The organism is Niallia circulans NBRC 13626, from assembly GCF_001591585.1.
Lineage (GTDB): Bacteria > Bacillota > Bacilli > Bacillales > Cytobacillaceae > Niallia > Niallia circulans.
Map to the genome: position 1 here is coordinate 73,208 of NZ_BCVE01000014.1, position 21,913 is coordinate 95,120.

22 protein-coding genes and 1 riboswitch are annotated in these 21,913 nt (G+C 38.0%); of the genes, 21 read left to right on the top strand and 1 reads right to left on the bottom strand.

Annotated elements, in window-relative coordinates; translation table 11 throughout:
• The first annotated feature begins 11 nt into the window (after positions 1 to 11).
• From sfsA to BCI01S_RS16660, 20 genes are all read left to right on the top strand, one after another.
• Complete coding sequence (gene sfsA, locus BCI01S_RS16565) at positions 12 to 728, top strand: DNA/RNA nuclease SfsA (RefSeq protein ID WP_235844526.1); 717 nt, start codon at positions 12 to 14, stop codon at positions 726 to 728.
• An 80-nt stretch (positions 729 to 808) separates the two neighbouring features.
• Positions 809 to 1,007: riboswitch (cobalamin riboswitch) on the top strand.
• Between the two features lie 126 nt (positions 1,008 to 1,133).
• Positions 1,134 to 2,099 carry an ABC transporter substrate-binding protein gene (locus tag BCI01S_RS16570; protein ID WP_047944201.1) on the top strand — a complete coding sequence of 322 codons (966 nt, stop codon included), beginning with the start codon at positions 1,134 to 1,136 and terminating at the stop codon, positions 2,097 to 2,099.
• Positions 2,086 to 3,123, top strand: a complete 1,038-nt coding sequence (locus tag BCI01S_RS16575) for a FecCD family ABC transporter permease (RefSeq protein ID WP_172865823.1) — start codon at positions 2,086 to 2,088, stop codon at positions 3,121 to 3,123. The genes BCI01S_RS16570 and BCI01S_RS16575 overlap by 14 nt, the downstream gene beginning before the upstream one ends.
• On the top strand, positions 3,123 to 4,589 hold the full coding sequence (locus BCI01S_RS16580) for an adenosylcobinamide amidohydrolase (RefSeq protein ID WP_061800152.1): 1,467 nt from the start codon (positions 3,123 to 3,125) through the stop codon (positions 4,587 to 4,589). The genes BCI01S_RS16575 and BCI01S_RS16580 overlap by 1 nt, the downstream gene beginning before the upstream one ends.
• Positions 4,586 to 5,548 (top strand): adenosylcobinamide-phosphate synthase CbiB, encoded by a 963-nt coding sequence (gene cbiB, locus BCI01S_RS16585; RefSeq protein WP_061800158.1) that lies wholly within the window; start codon positions 4,586 to 4,588, stop codon positions 5,546 to 5,548. The genes BCI01S_RS16580 and cbiB overlap by 4 nt, the downstream gene beginning before the upstream one ends.
• Positions 5,523 to 6,614, top strand: a complete 1,092-nt coding sequence (locus BCI01S_RS16590; protein ID WP_047944197.1) for a pyridoxal phosphate-dependent aminotransferase — start codon at positions 5,523 to 5,525, stop codon at positions 6,612 to 6,614. Before cbiB ends, BCI01S_RS16590 begins: the two co-directional genes overlap by 26 nt.
• Positions 6,584 to 7,135, top strand: coding sequence for a bifunctional adenosylcobinamide kinase/adenosylcobinamide-phosphate guanylyltransferase (locus BCI01S_RS16595; protein WP_047944196.1), 552 nt, complete (start codon positions 6,584 to 6,586; stop codon positions 7,133 to 7,135). The genes BCI01S_RS16590 and BCI01S_RS16595 overlap by 31 nt, the downstream gene beginning before the upstream one ends.
• Before the next feature lie 2 nt (positions 7,136 to 7,137).
• Positions 7,138 to 8,643: a cobyric acid synthase gene (locus BCI01S_RS16600; RefSeq protein ID WP_047944195.1), complete on the top strand. Its 1,506-nt coding sequence runs from the start codon at positions 7,138 to 7,140 to the stop codon at positions 8,641 to 8,643.
• Positions 8,640 to 9,434, top strand: a complete 795-nt coding sequence (gene cobS / locus BCI01S_RS16605) for an adenosylcobinamide-GDP ribazoletransferase (RefSeq protein WP_047944194.1) — start codon at positions 8,640 to 8,642, stop codon at positions 9,432 to 9,434. The genes BCI01S_RS16600 and cobS overlap by 4 nt, the downstream gene beginning before the upstream one ends.
• Entirely contained in the window at positions 9,392 to 10,018 is a 627-nt protein-coding gene (locus BCI01S_RS16610; RefSeq protein ID WP_047944193.1) for a histidine phosphatase family protein, read from the top strand. The genes cobS and BCI01S_RS16610 overlap by 43 nt, the downstream gene beginning before the upstream one ends.
• Positions 9,967 to 10,404 (top strand): bifunctional adenosylcobinamide kinase/adenosylcobinamide-phosphate guanylyltransferase, encoded by a 438-nt coding sequence (locus BCI01S_RS16615; RefSeq protein WP_061800165.1) that lies wholly within the window; start codon positions 9,967 to 9,969, stop codon positions 10,402 to 10,404. Before BCI01S_RS16610 ends, BCI01S_RS16615 begins: the two co-directional genes overlap by 52 nt.
• A gap of 77 nt (positions 10,405 to 10,481) precedes the next feature.
• Positions 10,482 to 11,081, top strand: a complete 600-nt coding sequence (locus BCI01S_RS16620; RefSeq protein WP_047944231.1) for a cob(I)yrinic acid a,c-diamide adenosyltransferase — start codon at positions 10,482 to 10,484, stop codon at positions 11,079 to 11,081.
• Positions 11,062 to 11,547, top strand: a complete 486-nt coding sequence (locus tag BCI01S_RS16625) for an ECF transporter S component (protein WP_047944191.1) — start codon at positions 11,062 to 11,064, stop codon at positions 11,545 to 11,547. The genes BCI01S_RS16620 and BCI01S_RS16625 overlap by 20 nt, the downstream gene beginning before the upstream one ends.
• Entirely contained in the window at positions 11,544 to 12,257 is a 714-nt protein-coding gene (locus BCI01S_RS16630; RefSeq protein WP_047944190.1) for a hypothetical protein, read from the top strand. The genes BCI01S_RS16625 and BCI01S_RS16630 overlap by 4 nt, the downstream gene beginning before the upstream one ends.
• Positions 12,258 to 12,493: 236 nt before the next feature.
• Complete coding sequence (locus BCI01S_RS16635) at positions 12,494 to 13,567, top strand: D-alanine--D-alanine ligase (protein WP_047944189.1); 1,074 nt, start codon at positions 12,494 to 12,496, stop codon at positions 13,565 to 13,567.
• Positions 13,568 to 13,683: 116 nt separating this feature from the next.
• Entirely contained in the window at positions 13,684 to 15,045 is a 1,362-nt protein-coding gene (locus BCI01S_RS16640) for a UDP-N-acetylmuramoyl-tripeptide--D-alanyl-D-alanine ligase (protein ID WP_053215785.1), read from the top strand.
• A 141-nt stretch (positions 15,046 to 15,186) separates the two neighbouring features.
• Entirely contained in the window at positions 15,187 to 15,879 is a 693-nt protein-coding gene (locus BCI01S_RS16645) for an alpha/beta hydrolase (protein WP_047944188.1), read from the top strand.
• Between the two features lie 876 nt (positions 15,880 to 16,755).
• On the top strand, positions 16,756 to 18,222 hold the full coding sequence (gene cshA / locus BCI01S_RS16650; protein ID WP_047944187.1) for a degradosome RNA helicase CshA: 1,467 nt from the start codon (positions 16,756 to 16,758) through the stop codon (positions 18,220 to 18,222).
• A 149-nt stretch (positions 18,223 to 18,371) separates the two neighbouring features.
• Complete coding sequence (locus tag BCI01S_RS16655) at positions 18,372 to 18,851, top strand: PH domain-containing protein (RefSeq protein WP_047944186.1); 480 nt, start codon at positions 18,372 to 18,374, stop codon at positions 18,849 to 18,851.
• Positions 18,844 to 20,271 (top strand): PH domain-containing protein, encoded by a 1,428-nt coding sequence (locus BCI01S_RS16660; protein ID WP_047944185.1) that lies wholly within the window; start codon positions 18,844 to 18,846, stop codon positions 20,269 to 20,271. Before BCI01S_RS16655 ends, BCI01S_RS16660 begins: the two co-directional genes overlap by 8 nt.
• Positions 20,272 to 20,646: 375 nt before the next feature.
• On the opposite strand, the gene BCI01S_RS16665 is transcribed toward BCI01S_RS16660, so the two are convergent.
• Entirely contained in the window at positions 20,647 to 21,372 is a 726-nt protein-coding gene (locus BCI01S_RS16665) for a rhomboid family intramembrane serine protease (protein ID WP_047944184.1), read from the bottom strand.
• Between the two features lie 109 nt (positions 21,373 to 21,481).
• On the opposite strand from BCI01S_RS16665, the gene acpS reads away from it, so the two are divergent.
• A complete protein-coding gene (acpS, locus tag BCI01S_RS16670; protein ID WP_047944183.1) occupies positions 21,482 to 21,832 on the top strand; it encodes a holo-ACP synthase in 351 nt (116 codons plus the stop codon).
• Positions 21,833 to 21,913 lie beyond the last annotated feature (81 nt).

Sequence of the window (21,913 nt, forward strand, 5' to 3'; positions counted from 1 at the left end):
GGGGAAAAGTAATGGTAAGCTTTCCGGCAGCATTAAAGAAAATGACGTTTGTGGAGCGCCCTAATCGGTTTATTTTACACTGTTATAATCAGGAAACAGAAGAAATAGAAAAGGTCCATTTGGCAGATCCAGGGCGGCTGATCGAGCTTTTAGTTGAAGGGGCTGTGATTTATGTTCTTCCGAGCATGAATCCTAATCGGAAAACAAAGTGGACGGCTGTATATGTGGAATCAAATGGACTGCTTGTGTCAATAAATACTACGTATCCTAATAAGTTAGTCGAATTAATGTTAAAGGAAGCCATGATAGAGGAGCTTTCTACTTATCATTGGGTTAAGTCTGAATATACCTATGGTAGTTCACGATGGGATTTCTTATTAAAAGATATAAAAGGCAATCAGCTGCTTCTCGAAGTAAAGAGTGTCACCTTAGCGAGCAATGGAATTGGGATGTTTCCAGACGCTGTTACCAAAAGGGGTTCTAAGCATGTGCAAGAATTAACTGCTATTGCGAGAGAAGGAATAATAAAAACAGCTATTTTATTTGTTGTGCAGAGAGAAGATGTGGAAATAGTGACAGGAGCAGCTGCAATTGATCCAGTATTCGCAAAAAGCTTGGAAGAAGCTGCACATGCTGGGGTGCAATTATTAAGCTACACCTGCATATTGTCAGAGCAGGGAATAGCATTAGGCCATGCGGTTCCTGTCGACCCATTTTTAAAACTTTAGTAAAGGAATATATTTATTTACACATCCTTTAATTGTATAATCAGAAAAGACGAAAAATAAAATAGATAGATGATGGTGAGACTTTTGGGAAATGGTTGATGAGGAATTCTTTAGCCTTTTTACCAGAAGTCTCTTAAAAGGGAAGTTAGTGAGAATCTAACACGGTCCCGCCACTGTAAATGATTGCAGCATGGAAAAGTGCCACTGTACGGATGTATGGGAAGGCTTCATGTGGCGAAAATCATGAGTCAGGAGACCTGCCATTCTCTATACACCAAATAAACCTACGAGGATAGGGAGGTGTGGAGCACTTTGAAAATATTTTTGAAGACATCCCAACATCTCTATGGACAATGATAGAGATGTTTTTTATTTTTCCCATATTTATTTAGGAAGGTGAACTAGATGAAAAAGTTTTATTCCATACTGTTAGCGATGCTGCTCGTTGTAGGTGTGCTTGCAGGTTGCGGAGAAACGAAGACAGAAAATAAGCATAATAAAGAACAAACTACTACTACAGAAGAGGCTAGCTTCCCTGTCACCATTAAGGATGGATTGGATCAAGAAGTTGTAATTGAGAAAAAACCAGAAAAGATAGTTTCCTTAATGCCTAGCAATACGGAAATTATATTTGCGCTTGGGCTAGGGGAGGAGTTAGTTGGAGTTAGTGACTTTGATAACTATCCAAAAGAAGCGGCAGAAAAAGAGAAGGTAGGCGGGATGGATTTTAATGTGGAGAAAATAATCTCTCTAAATCCAGATGTAGTGTTAGCACATGCATCGAGCGCTCATAATTCTACGGAAGGCTTGCAGCAAATCCGGGATGCGGGCATTGATGTTGTTGTTGTGAATGATGCCACTTCTTTTGAAGATGTTTATAAAAGCATGGACATGATTGGACAAGCCACTGGAACAGAGAAAGAGGCAAACAAGCTTGTTGCTGATATGAAAGAAAAGTTAAGTGCTATCAAGGAGAAAGCAGCAGCCATTTCCGATAGTGATAAAAAGGCAGTTTACATAGAAGTAAACGCGGAACCAAATTTATTTACGACTGGTAAAAGGACATTTATGCAAGAGATGTTAGACACTATTCGCGCAAATAATATCATTTCTGAGGAAGGCTGGATTCAAGTGGATCAAGAGGCAGTAATTGCAGCTAATCCGGATGTTATTATTACTACATATGGTGCCTACTCAGAAAAAAGTCCAATCGAGCAAATTAGCTCGAGAAAAGGCTGGGAAAAGATAAATGCAGTAAAGGAAAAGCAAATAGTAGATGTAGATTCTGACACAGTAACTCGTTCTGGTCCTCGTTTAGTCGATGGAGTAGAGGCAGTTGCCAAAGCGGTGTACCCGGATGTTTTTAAATAAAAGAAAAGCGGCTTATGTTTATGCCGCTTTTTTTCTCCTTTTTGCGATTGTGATGGGAATATCCATTGGAACGATCTCTGTCCCTGTTTTATCAGTATTAAAAATATTTGCAAGCTACATTGGACCAGAAAGCATATTAACGAATGTCGATCCCATGCATGTTAATATAGTTCAAAATATTCGCCTCCCTAGAGTGCTTTTGGCAGGACTTGTCGGTGCCAGTCTTTCCATAGCGGGAGCTGCATTTCAGGGATTATTAAGAAATCCATTGGCAGACCCATATACACTTGGGGTTTCGTCTGGAGCATCGGTTGGAGCCGTTATTACGTTATTTTTCCACTTTACCATTCCGTTTCTTGGCGGATTGACTTTGCCATTTATGAGTGTATTATTCTCCTTTCTGACGATATTATTTGTCGTTTTTTTTGCAAAAAAAATGGACCCTGCCATGCGGGTTGAAACAATTATTTTAACGGGCATCATTATTGGTTCTTTTCTAAGTGCATTTATTTCTCTTATGATTGCATTAACAGGGAACGAACTACGCCAAATTATAGGCTGGTTACTTGGAAGTGTCTCTATGAGAGGATGGGAATACATTAAAATTATCCTGCCTTTTTTTGTAGTTGGTTCCGGTCTCCTTCTTTCGCAAGGAAAGGAATTAAATGCTTTAGCATTTGGCGAAGAAAGAGCCCAGCATTTAGGGATCCATGTACAGAGAAGAAAAATGGTTATTTTGCTGGCTGGTTCCATGTTAACAGGTGCGGCTGTTGCTGTATCTGGTACGATCGGATTTATAGGTCTTGTGATTCCACACTTTGTCCGGATTATCGTAGGTCCTGATCACAGACATTTAATGGGAGTCTCTCTTTTTGCTGGCAGTGGTTTTATGATTTTGGCTGATTTATTGGCTAGGACGATTATCTCTCCGACAGAACTCCCGATAGGGGTCATAACAGCTATAGTTGGTGCTCCAGTGTTTGCAGGATTATTACTGAGAAGAAGGAAGAGGAGTTTAAAATAATGCTGAATGTACGAAATCTCTTTTTTCAATATGAAACAAAACAAATTTTACAGAATATTTCTTTTTCTGTGAATAAAGGGGAAATGATTGGTATCCTTGGGCCAAATGGCAGTGGGAAAACGACTCTAATGAAAATTATCAGCGGTATTTTAGCCCCGCGAGAGGGACAGGTGGAGATAAAGGGCACATCCATTGACCAGTATAAAACAAAAGAATTAGCAAAGGTAGTCGCCGTGCTTTCTCAGCATGTGAATGAATCATTTTCCTATACTGTTCGAGAAATTGTATCGCTCGGGAGGTATGCACATCAATCGGGGCTGTTTCAGTCCTGGACTTCTAAAGATGAAGAAGTAATCACACGAGTAATGAAACAAACGGGGGTCTTTGTTTTTCAAGACAAGTCTATTCATGCATTGTCTGGCGGGGAAAAGCAGCGTGTTTATTTGGCTCAGGCCCTGGCACAAGAGCCAGAAATCCTTCTGTTAGATGAACCTACTAACCATTTGGATCTATCCTACCAGAAGGAGTTATTGGATAGCTTAAGAGAATGGAGCAGAGAAAAAGACCTAACAATTGTTTGTATCTTTCATGATTTAAACTTGGCAGGATTATATTGTGATCGACTCCTTTTATTACATGATGGAAAAGTAGAAGTAGATGCCTCTCCTTCTGATGTATTGCAAGAAAAAAGAGTGAAAAGAATCTATAAGACAAATGTGAAAAATACTTTTCATCCAAGCATACCAGCTTCTCAAATAGCGCTTGTGCCAAGAGAGCTAGAGAGAAAGAAAGTTCAAATAGATACAACGGCAATTACTGTTACTTCAGAAAGAGTAGAAATGAAGGCTCCTTTCCCATTATACACGCTTTCATCTGGCGTAACGGGTGCTGGGATGGGCTGGTATAAAAACTTTGTAAACCGCCATGTAGATAAGACATACCGCTGCGAGGATTACCGGAAAGACATGTACGAGTATTTGCTTCAAAATGGCTTTAGCCCACAAGAGACAGTCGGAATGATGACAGCTGTTCATACAGAAGATGCAGCCTATCAGTTATTAGAGCAAGGGGATTTCTCTGTCATGATTGTGGTAACAGGTGGAGTAGGAAATGCTGTCGATGCAGCTAAGACAAACGCGCATTCATCCTCGTTCCATCCAGGGACCATTAATACTTGGATTTTTGTCAATGGGACATTATCAGAGCAAGCCTTTTTGCAAAGTGTCATTACTGCTACCGAAGCAAAAGCAGCCGTCTTGCGTGATCGGAAAATAAAGGATATGGAAACAGGAACTATTGCAACAGGTACATCAACAGATAGTATATCGGTCGCTGCCACTCAAGTAGGAACATACCTTGAATTTGCCGGTACGATTACTTCACTTGGGAAGTGTATAGCAGAAGGGGTCTATCACTGTTTAACAAAGTCATTAGATAAAAGGGATAGGAGGCTGGCAGCTAAATGATCGGTCATTTAATCAGCATTACCATTGCGATTATTTTAGATAAGTTGATTGGGGATCCTCCAAGCTGGCCACATCCTGTGAAAGGGATGGGAAAGTTAATTTCCTATTTAGATCAAAGATTAAATAAGGGGAGAAAACGGCAGTTAAAAGGATTATGGATGCTCATGAGTGTTTTAGTGCTTACCTTTTTGCTTAGCTGTTTCCTTGTTTATATTAGCTATCAGCTTCATTGGTGGATCGGCGTAATAATAGAAGCTCTACTTATCGCCACAACCATTGCCCAGAAGAGTCTGAAGGATGCTGCGATAGAGGTCTATGAACCATTGCAGGCTAATGATCTAGTGCTGGCAAGAAGAAAGCTGTCTTATATTGTGGGAAGAGATACAGAGCAGTTAGAGGAAAAAGAAATTGTCCGGGCAACGGTAGAGACTGTGGCAGAAAACACTAGTGATGGCATTACAGCTCCACTGTTTTGGGCATTTATTGGTGGTGCTCCTTTCAGTCTTGTATATAGGGCCATTAATACATGTGACAGCATGGTTGGTTATAAGAATGATAAATATAGAGAATTCGGGTATTATGCTGCGAAATGTGATGATATTGTTAACTACTTGCCGAGTCGAATAACAGCAATGCTTTTGCTTTTGGTTAGTCGTACTCCTTTCCATTCGAAAAAGGAAGCCTGGAAGCTGCTATTCCAAGATGCGAAGAAGCATCCATCTCCAAACAGCGGCTGGGGGGAAGCAGTAACTGCTATTCTCCTTGGCATACAGCTCGGTGGGATTAATTATTATCGAGGACAGAAATCAGATCGGGCTAGAATGGGAACAGCACTGCAGCCTTTAGGAAAGAAACATATTATCGAGTCGACTAAAATTGCTAATAAAGCAGTTGTTTACTTCTATCTTTTTTTATTTATAGGAGGAATTGGATTTGAACTGGCCAATGCATGGAGCTAATCCCCAGTATATATATGAAAAGACAAATTTAGAAATGCCAGTGGATGCAATTGATTTTAGTGCAAATATTAATCCATTAGGACCTCCGCCGATTTTATTAAAGAAGTGGAATGACCTTTTTCAGACCGTTCATCTTTATCCAGATCCTTTTGCAAGTCGCCTAAAAGAAAAAATTTCAAACCACTATGGAATTCCTTCCAAGCAGCTTTTGATTGGAAATGGAGCTGCGGAAATCATTTCCTTATTAGGGAGAATTCTGACGGGAAAAAAGGTATTGCTTCTTCAGCCAGCCTTTTCTGAATATGAAGAAGTGTGCCGGATTAATAATTGCGACATCTATCATCATTATTTATTCGCAGAAACAGGATGGGAGCTGTCTCCCGCTAAATTGGAAAAGGATATTCGTCAAGTTGATGCTGTATTTTTATGTAATCCTAATAATCCAACAGGGATATTTTATCCGAAGAAATTAGTAGAAGAGTTATTGGATATTTGTATGCAAAACGATTGTTCCGTTATTCTAGATGAAGCTTTCTATGATTTTGTAGTTGGATATGAGGATATGCTTCCGCTCTTAAAAAATTACCCAAATCTCATTATTTTACGTTCTTTAACTAAAATGTACAGTATACCAGGAATACGCCTAGGCTACGTATTAGCATCAGAAGAACTAATTGCACAACTGCAGCATTTGCAAACACAATGGAGTATAAATGGAATTGCTTTAAAGGCTGGCGAGTTATTAATAGAGCAGGAGGAGTTTCTAAAAAAAACGCAAAGCTATATAGAAGAGGAGAAGAAAAAGCTATTTTCCTTCTTTAAGAATGAATATTTTGCGTACTCCAACTCTGCTGCTAATTATTACTTGTTAAAGGAACCAAGGTTAACGGATCAAAAGGAATTCCTTACTTTCCTGCTAAACAATGGCATCATTGCAAGACATACATATAATTATCCAAGTTTAGAAGGAAGCTGGCTGCGGTTTGCGATTAAAAGCATAGAACAGAATCAGCGATTGCGGGGAGTGTTAACTAAATGGAAACAAAATCATCCATCATCTTTGTAACTGGTGGCGTGAGAAGTGGAAAATCTTCGCTTGCTGAGAGATTGGCAATCAAATATGCGCAAGATGAAAGAGCAGAATTGCATTATATCGCTACTGCTGTCATTACGGATGCTGAAATGGAAGAAAGAATTATCAGACACCAACAAAACAGAGAGGCACAAAAGGTGAAATGGAATAGCTATGAAAAGCCAGTTGATATTGGGGAGTTAGCGGCTGTCTTTACAAAAAAGGATGTTGTTTTGCTCGATTGTTTAACCGTTTTGGTCAATAATGAACTTTTTTTCCAAGATAAACAACAGGAAGGGATAGAGGGAAAGCTGAAAAAGGATCTAGTAGAACTAAGCCGAAGTTGCCGTTATCTTATCCTTGTTAGTAATGAGGTTACATATGAACCGTCTCTCGATCCAGATGTACAGAAATATTGCAGGATTTTAAATCGGCTGCATCATTTTCTCGTACAGCATGCACATGAGGCATATCTAGTAGAAAACGGAATCGCACAACGGAAGAAGGGAGGATAAGAATGAAGGGTGTGATGATACAAGGGACTTCATCTGATGTGGGGAAAAGTCTGATTGCGACTGCTTTATGCAGAATGCTAGCAAATGAGGGAATAAAGGTAGCGCCATTTAAATCACAAAATATGTCGAACAACTCTTATGTCACAGTAGATGGAAAAGAAATTGGAAGAGCACAAGGAGTGCAGGCGGAAGCAGCAAAGATAGAGGCAACAGTTTGGATGAATCCAATTCTCCTAAAACCAAGATCTGACTTCCAATCAGAAGTAGTCCTGCTTGGAGAAGTAAGTAATACTCTTTCAGGAAGAGGGTATCGTGAACAGTTTTATGAAGAAGGCCTTCGTGTTATTCAAAAAAGTCTTCATTACCTGCAAAGGAATTATGAGATGGTAATCATGGAAGGGGCGGGAAGTCCAGTAGAAATAAATTTAAAAGATAGAGAGCTTGTAAATATGAAGGTGGCAGCAATGGCTGACATCCCGGTTATTCTCGTTGCTGATATTGATCGCGGCGGTGTGTTTGCGAGTATTGTTGGTACCCTCTCCTTATTTTCAGAAGAGGAACGAAGCAGGGTAAAGGGGATTATTATTAATAAATTTCGCGGTGATGTCACGCTTTTTGAAGATGGTGTGCAATGGCTGAAGGAGAAGACCGGCATCCCTGTTCTCGGAGTCCTTCCTTTTATTCATAACCATATGATTGAAGGAGAGGACTCCTTGTCTATACGGGAGAAAAGAATAGCAACTTCAAAAGAAGTGCTTGATTTAGCAGTAGTAAACAATCGTTATATGTCTAATTTTACGGATATAGAACCATTTTTCCTAGAGGAAGATGTTACTATACGTCTGATTGATAAAGGCGAAGATTTAGGAAAGCCAGATGCAGTCATTATTCCAGGTACAAAAAGTACGATAGAGGGTTTAAGAGAAATGAGAAGGAATGGATTAGATGTCCAGCTTAAGCGCTATTATAAAGAAGGCGGCAGAGTAATAGGTTTATGTGGAGGCTATCAAATGCTGTGTTCTGTCTTATTGGATCCGTATGGAGCTGATACTGGAATCGCAGGCGAAGAAATAGAAGGGCTGGGGATTATACCTGCAAAGACGGTATTTGAACAGAAAAAAGAAACAATTCGCGTGAAAGGTAGTTATCATCCCTTTACAAAGCTATCCTCAGAAAAAATAGAGGGGTATGAGATTCATTTAGGTAAAACAGAGTATGAGAATTCTGCCGAAAGATGTCCGTTTCTATTACTTAATAATAGGGATGAGGGTTATTATCGAGAAGACGGAAAATTGATAGGAACCTATATGCATCATCTTTTCTACAACGATGTGTTTCGTAATACATGGTTAAATCAGATACGACTGCAAAAGGGCATGGCAGAAAGAAAAACACTGTTTATGCGAGAGCAAAAGGATAAACGCTTTGATACGCTTGCTGATGAGATGAAGAGACATCTTGATTGGGAGAAAATATGGGAAATCCTTCAAGCTGGTGATGACCAATGAAAAAATGGTGTATTGGTTTTTTAGTAAATATACAGTTCTTTACGGCAATACCAGTGAGAAAGGTGCTGCCGATGGAAGGGGAGTTTCTGCAGAAAAGTATAAAAACATTCCCTTTGCTTGGCCTTTTCCAAGGCTTTATTTATATGGGGATTTTCTTTTTGCTAAATGAATATACTCCATTTACAGCTCTCGCCGTTGCTTTTATTGTTTGGATCAGTACGATTTTATTAACAGGCGGACTTCATTTAGATGGCTGGATGGATGCAAGTGATGCTTATTTTTCTTATCAAGATGCAAAAAAAAGATTAGAAATTATGAAAGATCCTCATGTCGGTGCCTTTGGTGTTTTGTCTGTCATTCTTTTATTGAGTACGAAGTTTTTTTTTATCTATGAAATCGTGACACATATGCAAGAATTCACCTATTTTTTTGTGATGCTCTTGCCATTCTTTTCTAAAGCGGTAATGGGCTGGAGCTTACTATTTGTTCAAGAGGCAAAAAGGGACGGACTCGGCGCATACTTTAAAAAGTCTGTCCAAGGGCAGCGCATGTTTTTTTATAGTGGATATATTGCAGCTGCTTTGCTAGTTTTCTTGTTATTGTTTCCCAAATGGCTGCCATTATTCTTTTTGTTTCTTTTCGTGAGCATCGGCTGCTACTTATTATTCAGCCGATTTATGAAACAGGCTTTTGGTGGATTAACAGGTGACTTATTAGGTGCAAGTGTAGAAGGGACGGAAATGGCACTATGGGCGACACTATGGTTATTGCATTACTTCGTCATGGGCTAACGGCTGCAAATGAACGAAAGGCATATATTGGCTGGACGGATGCGCCTTTAAGTGGAAAGGGAAGAAATATGCTTTATGAAAAAGGAAGGCCAGTGTCTAAATATGACTGGATAAGTACAAGTGATTTATTGCGGACGAAAGAGACAGCAGCATTTTGGTTTCCTGAACAGATTCTGCACAGTGTTTCTGCTTTTCGCGAAATAAATTTTGGGGATTGGGAAGGAAAAACATACGAACAATTAAAAGAGTTACCTGAATATTGCAAATGGTTAAATGCTCCATTTACTAATGCTCCAACAAATGGAGAATCTTTTGCAGAGCTGATAGAGCGAGTGGATAGGGGCTGGAATCACTTAATTAAACAGAGTACTCGAAATAATAGAATGGCGGTAGTTACACATGGCGGTGTCATTCGATACTTGCTTAGTAAATATGGTGTAACAGAAAGGGATTTTTGGGATTATACGATTTCTCCTGGTGAAGGTATCGAGTTAATTTGGTCCCACAAAGAAAGTTTTAGGAGGAAGGAAAGATGCACTTTATTACAGGAGGTAGCTTTCACGGGAAAAAAAGCTGGACAGTAACATTTGCAAGAGAGCAGGAATTTACAGAAGGAAAGGTTCTCCGTCTATTTGATGAAAAGGAAATAAACATGGCAAATAATGAGAAGGGTTCTTTCTATAGGATAGAAGGACTAGAGTGGATGATCAAAAATCGTCTGCAGGAAGAAACATTGGAGCAAACAGTCGATTATATAGAAAAACTAGTGGAAGCTTTGCTTCAATGGGAAAGAGAAGAGAATAATCGCTGCGTGTTTATAATTGGCAGTGATATTACAAAAGGCGTTGTTCCGATTGATAGAAGAGATCGCTTGTGGCGTGATGCCACAGGGCTGATCTTTCAGCGAATTGCTGCCGCTGCAGACAGAGTAGATGTTATTTGGTATGGGTTAAATGAGCGATTAAAGTAGTGATCGATCGAATGATAGGAAGCAGCAAAATGCCTATAGGCATAAAAATAAGGACAAAACAGAAAGAGGGGGAGAAAATGCGTATCTATACAAAAACAGGTGATAGCGGGGAAACGAGTATTATAGGAGGGAGAGTATCAAAGGATGATATTCGAGTAGAAGCCTATGGAACGGTCGATGAGTTGAATTCTTTTGTCGGGCTAATTGTTGCGCAATTAACAGGGGAACAATTTGCTGATATTAAGGAAGATTTAGAGAAAATCCAGCATGAATTATTTGATTGTGGCGGGGATTTAGCTAGTATTTCGACGAGAAGACAACTAAAGTTAACAGCATCTGCTATCACTTATTTAGAGGACAGAATTGATAATTTTATGGAGGAGACACCAGATTTGGAGCGCTTTATCCTGCCTGGAGGGACAGAAGCGGCAGCTACTGTTCATATTGCACGAACGGTGACAAGAAGAGCGGAACGCTTAGTCGTGACATTAATGAAGACAATGGAAGACATTCCAGAAATGCCCTTAAAATATTTAAATAGACTTTCTGATTACTTTTTTGCACTGGCGAGGGTAATAAATTTCCGAAGCAATGTGGCAGATATCGAGTATATTCGAAGCGCAAAAGTATTTCGAACAAGTAAAAAGGGAGAGCGAAATGAACGCGAAGAAAATTAATGTCCTTGCTATTTTTATTGCTATATCAGTTATTGGGGCTTTTATAAAAATACCAAGTTTTATTGGAAGTGTTGCCCTTGATAGTTCTCCAAGTCTTATTGCTGGAGCACTTTTAGGCGGGCTAGCTGGAGGAATAGTTGCAGCCCTCGGTCACCTTGTTTCTGCATATTTAGGCGGGCTGCCACTAGGCATGCTTCATCTCTTTATCGCAGTAGAAATGTTTCTGCTTGTTTTTACTTTTTCAAAAATCTATCAAACTGGAAATAGCATAATCTCCATATTGTTCTTTGTGTTAGGAAATGGTGTAATACTTCCACTTCCTTTTTTATATCTAATGGGAAAGGGCTTTTACATTTCGATGGTTCCAGTACTGCTGATAGGAGCTGTATTGAACGGCATTATTGCCCAGTTGTTAATGCCAAGGCTTACAGTTTTTCTTAAAGAGTGGAGAGTGGTCAAGCAGTGAGAGATGTACAAGTCGTACCGTGGAATCAGAAAGAAGAGCTGATTATTAGTGCGGATAATAGTGGAGGAATTGGGCAGAAAGAAGCCGATCAACTTTCCGTCCCTTATGATATTGTTTCCTATTTTTCCTTTCGTGTAGCGGTTATGGAATGTATGGCAGCGGGGGGAGTACCGTTCTCGGTAATCCTGCAGAATTTTTGTGGAGACGATGCTTGGGCTTCCCTTTTGGCAGGTATATATAAAGGAATAGAGGAGCTTGGATTAGAGAGGGAAATTGGAATAACAGGAAGCACAGAAAGCAATTTTTCTCTCCGTGAATCAGCAATAGGACTCACAGTCCTTGGAAAAAGAACTGCAGATTCACAGAATGCCACTATTATCAATGGAAAAATGGCTGTAATAGGCAGTCCTCTTGTTGGAGAAGAAGTGATTCGACAAGAAGAAAATGTAGTGCCTTTAGCAGTATTTTTCCGAGTGGCGAAAGTAGATAGATGTCGAATTCAGCCTGTTGGGTCAAAGGGGATTCTTTATGAATTGGGGCAGCTAAAGGGCGATTTGATTCAAGAGGAAGAAGTGCAGTGTTCTGTAGATCTTTTAAAATCCGCTGGTCCAGCTACGTGCTTTATTGTTGAATATGAAAAGGAAGTAGAGGCAGAAATAAAAAGACTAACGAGGGGCTTTTTTCAAGAAGTGCAAGTTACTTCGAGATAAGAGAAAAGCACAAAGTGGTTTTTTCTTTCTTTAGGAGATATTTAAATAAATAAGCTTCCATTTTTCCCTTTTTTCATATTGTATTAAGAGTTAAAATGGAAAAGGATTAATAGGCACTATTACAGGAATATGTGTTTTCGATTAAATTATTATTTGACTCACATGTTTTATTTTTAAAGGTATGATTCTAGTGGTAGAATAAACAAGTGCATTGATTAAATGGAGGTATACTCATAATGAAAAAGAAACTGGGATTATTATATGGCGGTAAATCAGCTGAACATAAAGTTAGCATGCAAACAGCAATGGCTGTAATTAAAGCACTAGATACAGATAAATATGATATTCACCCAATTTACATATCAGAGAGCGGTGAATGGGTTCGTGGTCCTCAATTAATGGGACCAGTTGAAAATGTAAAAGAGCTTGCGTTTAACACACAGGAGCAAATCGGCTCGAATGCCCTTTCTACTACACTCTTTCAAGCGAATGACGAAGCTTCCTTAGATGTTATTTTTCCACTGCTTCATGGACCAAATGGAGAAGATGGAACAGTACAAGGATTGTTAGAACTTCTTAACCTTCCTTATGTTGGGAATGGTGTGCTAGCCTCTTCAGCTGGAATGGATAAAGTAATTATGAAAAACATCTTTGAAGTAGCTGGATTAAATCAAGTGAAATACAATTCTTTTATCCGCAGTGACTGGCAAAGTGATAAGGATGCAGCCTATGAACGTGTAGAAAAAGAATTAGGTTTCCCTTGTTTTGTTAAGCCTGCTAATCTTGGTTCAAGTGTAGGGATAAGTAAATGTACAACAAGAGAAGAGCTAGAAACAGCCTTTATTGAAGCATTCCAATTTGACCGCAAGATTATTGTAGAAGAAGGCTTAACAGCAAGAGAAATTGAAGTAGGGGTACTAGGAAACGACCATCCTGAAGTTTCTGTAGCTGGTGAGATTGTTCCGAAAAAAGATTTCTATGATTATAAAGCAAAATATGAAGATGGAGATACAGCTTTAATTATTCCTGCAGACGTGACAGATATGGAGTATGCAGCGATTAAAGAAGATGCTATTAAAGCATTTAAAGCACTTGATTGTTCTGGCCTAGTCCGTGCAGATTTCTTTCTGACAAAAGAAGGAAAAGTTTATATTAACGAAGTGAATACAATGCCTGGATTTACACCATTCAGTATGTTCCCGTTATTATGGAAACACACAGGTTTAGAATATGATGCACTGATCAATAAATTAGTGGATCTAGCTGTGGAAAGACACACTGAAAAGCAAAGTATTAAATATACGATTTAAAAAGAAGAACATAAAAGGAGAGGTGAGAAAAATGCCTCTTCTTTTGTTCCATCCAATGAAAGTTTTTTAGTAGAGAAGGGCAGTAGTCTCCGCTCATTTTTAAAGGAGGTTTTATTTTGATTAAGCGTACATATGCAGAAATTGCTTCAATGTCAAGCAGTACTCGTTTTTTTGAGCAATATAATGAGGTGCTTATTAGCGGGGTAACGATTGATTCGAGAAAAATAGAAGCAGGACAATTATTCATCCCTTTTAAAGGAGAAAGGACGGATGGGCATGAATATGTCGCAGATGCAATTAAACAAGGCGCTGCTGCGGCATTTTGGCAAAAGGATGTCCCGAATCCGCCTGAGAATCTCCCTCTTATCTTTGTGGACGATTCGTTAACAGCGATTCAAACGCTTGCTAAAAGCTATTTACAGCAATTGAAGGTTAAAATTGTGGGAATAACAGGAAGTAACGGAAAAACATCTACGAAGGATATGACAACAAGTCTTCTTTCTTTAAAATATAAAGTGCAAAAAACAGAAGGCAATTATAATAATCATCTTGGTCTGCCTTTAACTGTACTTGGTTTAGAGGAGAATACAGATATTGCTGTGCTCGAAATGGGCATGAGCAGTCGTGGAGAAATCGACTTTTTGAGCCGGTTAGCAGAACCAGATATTGCTGTAATTACGAATATCGGGGAGTCTCATATGCAAGATCTCGGATCAAGAGAAGGGATTGCAGAGGCGAAGTTAGAAATCTTAAATGGATTGAAGGAGAAAGGACGATTTGTTTACTTTGGAGATGAACCTCTTCTTTCAACCCGTGTTAAAGACAGGAACCTGGATATGAAAACCTTTGGAATGGATCCTGCCAATGATTTATACCCATATGAAATAAAGGCACTTGAAAATGGCAGTGTTTTTCAAATTAATAAAGCGGCAGAACCATTTGAATTGCCTGTTTTAGGAAATCATAATATTTTAAATGCGTTGGCAGCAATGCTAGTGGCAGAGTATTTTGAAATTCCTTATGAAGAGATGAATAAAGGTCTTCAATCGCTAAAACTGACAAATATGCGCATGGAGTTAGTCGAAGGGCAGTTAGGTGTGAAAGTTATTAATGATGCATACAATGCCAGTCCTACTTCTATGCTTGCAGCTATTGATGTGTTAAAGAAGCTGCCAGGTTATAAGCAAAAAATCGCAGTTCTTGGAGATATGCTAGAGTTAGGAGACCAAGAAGAAGCTTTTCATTATGAGATGGGAGAGCATTTAGAAGGAGTCGATTACGTTTTAACATATGGAAAGCTGGGTAATTTCATTGCAGAAGGTGCAAAAACAGTTCTTCCTGAAGATCATGTTTTTTCTTTCCAAGAAAAAGAGCCATTAATAGAAACTTTACTGCCTTTTCTAAATAAAGAAACAGTAATTTTAGTCAAAGCTTCTAGAGGAATGAAGTTAGAGGAAATCGTTAAGGCAATACAATAATAGAAGGAGGCCAGCCTATTTGAAAAACGAAAAACGTTTTCCTTGTAGGTTCGGCTTTTTTTAGAGTGGATAGTTAAGAAATGTATATAAAAAATGAATTACTCTTATAGTGTAAAATATCTCTAAAAGGAGGGGGAGTAAATGACAGCGTGTTTATGTATACATGGATTTACAGGTTCTCCAATGGAGGTAGAACCACTAGCTGAATATATCCAGAACTATACCAATTGGGAGTGTATGGTTCCAACACTTCCTGGGCATGGCGATCAATTAAGATTAAAAGGGATTATATATAATGAGTGGATCCAATATGCGGAAGAAGCGTTAAAGGATTTATTAAAAAGACACGACACAGTATATGTTGTTGGTTTTTCCATGGGTGGATTAATAGCAAGCTATTTAGCAGCAAAGTATCCGATTAAGAAATTAATTCTCTTAAGTGCAGCAGCCTATTATGTAAACTTAATCCAGCTTCAAAAGGATATAAGAATAATTTGTGCTGATTTTTTTCGAGGGAAAATTAGAGAGAATGAGCAATTTATCCGCTATATGAACAAAATTAAAAGTACTCCTTTAGCCGCTGCCATTCAGTTTAGGAAGCTTGTGCAATATGTAAAACCATTGTTAGCTAACATTCAAGTGCCTACATTGATTGCCCAAGGGGAGAAGGATGGAATTGTCCCATTGAAGAGTGCAACCTATTTGTATAATACAATTCGTGCAGAAAATAAGAAGATCTTATACGTGCAGGAATCCAAGCACTTAATTTGTCATTGTGAGAAAAGAGAAGCATTATTTCAAGAAATAATAACATTCCTCAAGGCGCCCTCATAAGTTAAAAGTAACCCTATTTAATCGTATAGATTTGAGGTTGATTGGAAAGAGTAAAGGAAGGGAGGTTTGGCCAATTTTGGTCTTTACTTAAAAGATCACTTTGTGTCAAAACGGCTATAAAAGAACGTAAGGGGCTCTTTATTCCGCATAAAGCGTTTACATTGTAAAAATGGTAAAAACACGTATAAAACCTAGATTTTCAGCTGCCCAATTTATTGCAAAGCGTATATCTTAATGATAATATTATTTTAAAAAGTAGGGTGACAAACTTAACATTTTGGGCATAATGTTAGAGAAAAAAACCTCTTTGTAAACGATAAATTAGTCAAATAGAGAGAAATGAATGGAAGAAGAATTCCGAGAAAATGAATTCTTTTGTTTAGGAAGGGAATAACCATTGTTCTTTGTATTTGGCTAACTTTTCTAGATTAGCTGATTTGGTTTTAAGCTCCGTGAAAAAATCATGTTTTTTCGAGCGTGAATTTTGAAGATTCTCATTTTGGAGAAACAGACTAATCATTAATTGGTAACAGAGCTATTATAAAAATAAATAGAAGTCATTTGAAATTTCCTCCTATTTATAACTAAGTTAAATAGTATCTCATAACTAATAAGACTTAAATATTTTGCATATACCCTCATCATTCTCCTGATAAAGGTTGTAAGGCTATTGAAACCAACAATAACTTTCATCATTTATATATAACGAGCATCATTTCTTTTTAATTGTATGGGGAAGGCATAATGTGATGAATACGATATGCCATTTTAATATGTTTCATTTAGAAAAATGAGGTACATACAAATGGTTGGCATGATGGATTTATTCCATCTGTTTATGGATATTTTTTAATGACTAGAAGGAGATTGGATATATTGGTAAAGTTTCAAGATTTAGGTATTAGTCCTGCTACAATGAAAGCATTAAAAAGAATGGGGTTTGAGGAAGCGACGCCTATTCAGGCAGAAACGATTCCATTGAGCCTTCAAAATAAAGACTTAATTGGTCAAGCACAAACAGGAACAGGGAAAACAGCTGCTTTTGGAGTGCCTTTAGTTGATAAAATTGACGTAGCGAATGAAGTAATTCAAGGGATTATTATTGCTCCGACAAGAGAGCTAGCTATTCAGGTTTCAGAAGAATTATACAAAATTGGTTATGGAAAGCGTACAAGAGTATTATCTATTTTCGGCGGACAGGATATAAATCGCCAAATTCGTGCATTGAAGAAAAACCCGCATATTATTGTTGGGACACCTGGACGTATATTAGATCATATTAATCGTAAAACACTTCGATTAGATAATGTTCAAACAGTTATATTAGACGAAGCTGATGAAATGCTAAACATGGGATTCATTGATGATATTGAAGCAATTCTTTCAAAAATTCCAACAGAAAGACAAACATTACTATTCTCTGCTACAATGCCTGGACCGATTAGAAAAATGGCAGAGCGCTTTATGAAAGATCCAGAAGTAGTTAAAGTGAAAGCAAAAGAAATGACTGTGCCGTTGATTGAACAGTATTATATCGAAACACAAGAGAAAACGAAATTTGATATTTTAACAAGATTGCTGGATATTCAATCTCCAGAGCTAGCTATTATATTCGGTCGCACGAAACGTCGTGTTGATGAGCTGTCTGAAGCATTAAATCTACGTGGTTATACAGCAGAAGGCATTCATGGAGATTTAAGCCAAGCGAAACGTATGTCTGTTCTTCGTAAGTTTAAAGAGGGAACGATTGATGTACTAGTGGCAACAGATGTAGCTGCACGTGGACTTGATATTTCCGGTGTAACACATGTTTATAACTTTGATATTCCTCAAGATCCAGAAAGCTATGTACATCGTATCGGACGTACTGGCCGTGCAGGAAAAGAAGGGGTAGCTATTACGTTTATTACGTATCGTGAAAGATCTTATCTGCAGGTTGTGGAAAAAACAACGAAGCGAAAAATGGAAAAGATGATTCCTCCAACAGTCGACCAAGCAATAGAAGGTCAGCAAAAAGCTGTTATGGAAAAAATATCACAAATTATAGAGGAAAATAATTTAGATTCTTATCGAAATGCTGCGGATGACTTATTGGAACAAAAAGATGCTTCTACTGTTGTAGCTGCAGTTCTAAAGATGCTTACAAAAGAACCAGATACAACTCCTGTTAAATTAACAGAAGAAAAGCCATTGCCAATGAAACGTGACCGCAGACCATATGATAAAAATAATGACCGTGGTGGACGCAAAAACTATAATCCACGTCAACGCCAAGGCTATGGCAGCAATAAACGTCAAGGTCAATCAGGCAATAGCTACAATAAATCAAAGTCTTACCGTTAAGCTTTGTGTTAAAAACCTCCATGAATGTCGTGGAGGTTTTTTATTTCGGGGATAGTGATAGAGAGACAGAAAAATATGAAACCACCTTATCGTATTTTCGTATATAGTTAAGAGATACAGACAAAATTCAGAAAATAGGAGGAGTGTAATTGATAACAATACCTCAAAATAGGTTATCGAAAAAGGGGATCACTGTTTGGCGCTTAACAGGAGTTATATCTTCGCTCATTATGATGGTTATTGGTGCTGGGGTAATTACGTTTGCTATTCTTTTTGATTGGCACATACTTATAAGTATAGGAACGATAATTTATCTTCTTTTTCATATGGCTTTTACAATTGGGATCCTGCCGCCTTTAAAGTGGAAAAGATGGAGATATGAAGTAAGAGGAGATGAAATTGAAATACAGCAAGGGGTTATTGTAATAAAGCGAACGCTCATTCCAATGATTAGAGTGCAGCATGTAGACATGAAGCAAGGACCTCTATTAAGAAAGTACGAGCTTGCCACAGTGTCGATTTCTACAGCAGCAACCGTACACGAAATCCCTGTACTTCAAGTGGATGAAGCAGAAGAGATTAGACAGTATATTTCTAGCAAAGCAAAGGTGGCAGAAGAAGATGTTTAAGCAAAACAGACTTCATCCTGTGTCCATCATTTACGTTATTTTGAAGCGGTTAAGAGAGTTTATTTTTCCGTTTATTGGAATTATTGTACTTGGAGGTAAGCCTACCGAGTGGGGATTATATACAATTCTAGGAGCGTCATTCTTACTTTTGATTATTCTCATTAGCGGATTTTTGTCATGGAACTTTTTCACCTTTTATGTAATGGGAAATGAATTACGAATCGAGTATGGTGTATTTATAAAAAAGAAACGCTACATACCCTTTGAACGAATTCAAAGTATCGATTTTACAGAGGGAATTTTTCATCGTCCATTTAGTTTAGTAAAAGTAAAAATTGAAACAGCAGGTGGTGCTGAAGCTGAAGGCGAACTTACCGCTATTTCTAAAAAGGTTGCTCAAGAATTAAAAAGATATATTATTCAAAAAAAGAATGAGCAGATTGAAACGGACGAAATAATAGAAGAGGTAGAACCTGCTCAACAAGAAATCTACCGGATTTCATCTAAAAAATTAGTCGTTTTGGCGTCAACTTCGGGCGGCGTAGGTGTGATTATCTCGGCAATATTTGCTTTTATTTCACAATTCGATGATTTAATTCCGTATAAGGAAATCTACAAACATGTTCAACAAGTCATTACAAGCGGTGTAGCGTTAGTTTCTATCGTTGTTTTTGTTTTATTTGTATTGTTATGGGTTTTATCTTGGTTCATTACTATATTAAAATATGCGAATTTTACATTATCGAAGACGAAAGATGATTTGATTATTACACGTGGCCTAATTGAAAAAAAGCAGATTACTATTCCGCTGAAACGGATTCAAGCAATTAAAATAACAGAAGCGATGCTTAGACAGCCGTTTCAATTAGTTAGTGTATCTGTTATTAGCGCTGGTGGATCTTTTGATGATATAGAAGCTTCTGATGTAGTTGCCGTTCCGTTATTAAAGAAAAAGGAATTACCACTTTTATTAAAAGAAATGGTACCTGAGTATGAATGGAATGAGGAGCTGCATTCGCCGCCCAAACGATCAATTTGGAGATATATTATTAAAAATAGTTGGATAGCATTACCTGTTATTATCGCTATGATTTACTTTTTTCATGAATGGGGAGCGTTATCGTTGTTGTTATTACTAGTTTTACCATTATGGGGCTACTGGAATTATCGTTCAGCTGGATATCGTATTTCAGGTAAGCAGTTAACATTATCCTTCCGCCAATTTAATAAAACAACTTTCCTGATGAGACGAAATCGAATTCAAGCCCTTTATTACACAGAGGGATGGTGGCAGCGAAAAGGAGAGCTTGCTTCTGTACAGGGTGTTGTTCTCTCTGGTGCTGGAGGAGCCACTGGGGTAGTTACAGACCTGACCAAAGAAGATGTAGAAAAGGTATATGAATGGTATTCGCTAAGTTAAGTGAGTGTCGGATAAAGCTAAATAGCCCAACAAGCTCTAATTTAGTAGTCAAATCAATTCGGTCTATCATTTTTTTCAAAAGAAAATAAAACGGAGCAAACTGAATACACGTACACTCCTATGGGAGCTGCGAGAAAGTCCGAGACCCTGCAGGAGATATGAGACGAAGCGGCTCGCCCCCATGGAAAGCGGAGTGTATTCAGTCTGCGGGTGATGACTACACACATTCTTTCTTAAATTGAAATAAAACTCCAAAACAAGTATACGAATTTATAAGATATATGTATACTTGTTCGGAGTTATATTTGGTCAAATTATTTATGTCTCATCTTGTTTTTGAAAGAGACTGGGACAAAGCAATATATATAATGGTTATTATTGACTAACAAATCCTATAATGGCAAGACCGAAGATGATAATCCAAATGATAATAGATTTTGCTTCGGGCTTTTTTGTGCGGCGGAGCTGTTGTCGTAAATAATACCATTCTTCTTTATAACTGGTAAGTATCTTCTTTCCCTTTGATTCCGATAAACTTCCGACGATGACCCCTGTTAGAAATCCAAAAATATGGGCAACAATATTTATATTTGGCTGTAAAAAGGTCATGATTAAGCTAAGAACAGCAATGGTCGTAATAATTTGGGCGTTCCCTTGAGAAATAATGTCTTTTCGAAATACAACTAGACTAATATAATAGCCGAATAGACCAAATATTGCTCCACTAGAACCTAAGTGGACATAAGTAAGTGGTTCGATAAGAAGAGTGATAATATTTGCTGCGATACCAGTGACTAAGTAGATAAGGAGAAACTTAAATTTGCCAAGTATTCTTTCGAGTCCGGGTCCGAATAAGAAAATGCTGAAACTGTTAAATAGAAGATGGGCAAAACCTCCATGGATGAAAATAGGAGTGATTAATCGCCACCATTCTCCTTCTACTATATAAAGGTTAACACCCATCATAGTTTCTAATAAATATTTATTTGGAAAAATAGGAAGATTGGTTAATAAATAGAGAATTAGATGAATAAGTAAGATCATGGAAACGACAGGATAATACGTAATATACTCTTTAAAGCTTTCTCTTCTGGTAAACAACAGTATTTAATACCTCCTAAATAAAGCTTCTTTCTACCATAATAGCCAAAGAATAGGGAAAGATACAATATATTATGCTCACTATGAATAGAATAGAAGGAGTTGTCTTATGATTAAAGGCACGGGAATTGATATAACAGAAATAGACAGAATCGAATCTTTACTCCAAAGTAAGCCGAAGTTTGTGAAGCGCATTCTGACAGATACGGAAATGGAAAAATTTCAGCAGCTATCTGGGCATCGTAAATGTGAGTTTTTAGCAGGACGATTTGCAGCAAAAGAAGCATTTTCAAAAGCGCTAGGCACAGGGATTGGAGCGAACTTAAGCTTTTTGGATATTGAAATAGGATATGAGGAAAAAGGGAAGCCGTGTATTGTAAAGCCATTTTCAAAAGGAGTCCATTTATCTATAACTCATAGCAAACACTATGCCTTTGCCCAAGTTATTATTGAGGAATAAGGAGAGCGAGAGGGTTTTCATCGTTTTTCTTATTCTTTTGTTTGGGAGGGGGAATGGCAGGCTTTTTGAAGCGGGTCTGTT